Source organism: Bifidobacterium vansinderenii, from assembly GCF_002234915.1.
Classification (GTDB): domain Bacteria; phylum Actinomycetota; class Actinomycetes; order Actinomycetales; family Bifidobacteriaceae; genus Galliscardovia; species Galliscardovia vansinderenii.
In genome coordinates this window covers 1-1,148 of record NZ_NEWD01000063.1, presented here as the reverse complement: position 1 = coordinate 1,148, position 1,148 = coordinate 1, and the positions used below count along the sequence as shown (strand labels likewise).

Annotated in this window: 2 protein-coding genes; both read left to right on the top strand. The window is 57.6% G+C overall.

Features of this window, described 5'->3' with window-relative positions:
- A partial coding sequence (locus Tam10B_RS12805; RefSeq protein WP_198947616.1) for an RsmG family class I SAM-dependent methyltransferase occupies positions 1-246 on the top strand: 246 nt, incomplete at its 5' end.
- Positions 247-678: 432 nt separating this feature from the next.
- On the top strand, positions 679-1,148 hold a 470-nt coding region (locus tag Tam10B_RS12800; RefSeq protein WP_233133735.1), incomplete at its 3' end, for an AAA family ATPase.

The window sequence follows — 1,148 nt, the reverse complement described above, 5'->3', positions numbered from 1 at the left end:
GGTGAGGGCTTCGATGTGGTGACCTGCCGCGCCGTGGCGCCCATGCGCAAGCTCGCCGGCTTCACGATGCCGCTGCTGCGTTCCGGCGGCCGTCTGGTGGCGCTGAAGGGCCGTACCGCGCAGGACGAGATCGACAAGGGCATGAAGATGATCCTGCGTGCCAAGGGCCGTGACCCGCGCGTTGTGGATGCCCCCGTGGCGCCCGGTCTCGAATCCACCCACGTGGTGCTGGTGGACAAGAAGTAGTACTGTATCCCGCGTGAAACAGCAGCCTCCTTTTGCAGAAGGAGGCTTTTTCATGACGTGGGTGTGTCGGAAGGGACGATCGTCGTCAGTGTCACCGATCGTCGGTGTTGCGGTTTTCGATGTCGTTGATGCATGAATAGTGCGTGTTATGCACACCGTGCGGTGGATAGATTGTGGAAAACCTCAGTAAAATTGTGGATAACTTTTTAGACGTCGTCTAATCGTTGCAATCATGCCGATGTTAGGGATTCGGCAAACGATTGCTTGGTCGGCAAGAAAAGGCATCAACGACGAGTTTTCCACATTTTTGTCCACAGATATCCACATTCGTCCACAACGATCGATTTGACTTGCGTTGTCGGTGTGTGATGACCACAATGGGAATCCGATTCGGATACAATCGAAGAATATTTGAACGAAGAAAGGTGAACCATGGCGAATGTTTCACGTGAAACAACACAGGCCGATGGTCAGGAGCAGGGGGAGCACATCGAATCCACGACCGATGTGCTGAGCCGCATCTTCAACGATGGATCCTCCTCCTCAATGGGCTCCCAGCTGGTGGATCTCGCCCGTAGGCGCCAGCAGCTCAGCGAAGCGCAGTATCCCAAGCCCTCCGAAACCCGTGTAATCGCCGTCGCCAACCAGAAGGGTGGCGTGGGCAAGACCACGACCGTGGTGAATCTGGCCGCGGCGCTCGCCGACTCCGGTTCCCGCGTGCTGGTCGTCGATATGGATCCGCAGGGCAATGCCTCCACCGCGTTCGGTGCGGAACATTCCTCCGGCAGCCCGTCGGTGTATGACGTGCTCGAAGGCCGTCTGGACATCAACGACGTGAAACAACCGTGCGAGGACTTCCCGACACTGGAGATCGTGCCGTCCACCATCGATTTGTCCGGCGC